Origin of the sequence: Sphingobacterium bovisgrunnientis (assembly GCF_009829085.1) — a bacterium.
In the GTDB taxonomy this organism is placed as follows: Bacteria; Bacteroidota; Bacteroidia; order Sphingobacteriales; family Sphingobacteriaceae; genus Sphingobacterium; species Sphingobacterium bovisgrunnientis.
Map to the genome: position 1 here is coordinate 1 of NZ_WUQY01000167.1, position 404 is coordinate 404.

Below are 404 nucleotides of genomic sequence, written 5' to 3' on the forward strand. Positions count from 1 at the left end.
CAAATCTGCTACAAGTGAACATACTTCATGAAGATAAATTGTGGAGCTAACATTTAATGAAGTACTAAACTTTAAAGTGATATCATAAAAATCTTTAAGGAATTTGATAAAAATAGATGCATTTTCCCAATCAGTTACAAACGGAGGTCCACCTCTTTTTCTACCACCATCATCCTCTCGAAAATAATTTAAGTAATGTCCATCCTCCTCTTCTAAGCGCTCAAAAGCTTTTTGGTATTTCAAAGCGGCCTCCAACATTAAATAGGTAGAATTCCACCTTGTAGGCATATCCAAAAACACAATCGATTTTGATTCAATCTTTTCTTTAGTTGCACATTCTTTCAATTTTTCATATCTAGCAGGCGACGATTTCACATATTTTATTGCATTACGAATACTAACTA

Annotated in this window: 1 protein-coding gene; it reads right to left on the reverse strand. The window is 32.9% G+C overall.

Going from position 1 to position 404, the window contains the following annotated elements; genetic code table 11:
- On the reverse strand, nucleotides 1–404 hold a 404-nt coding region (locus GOQ16_RS18555), incomplete at both ends, for a hypothetical protein (protein ID WP_160070446.1).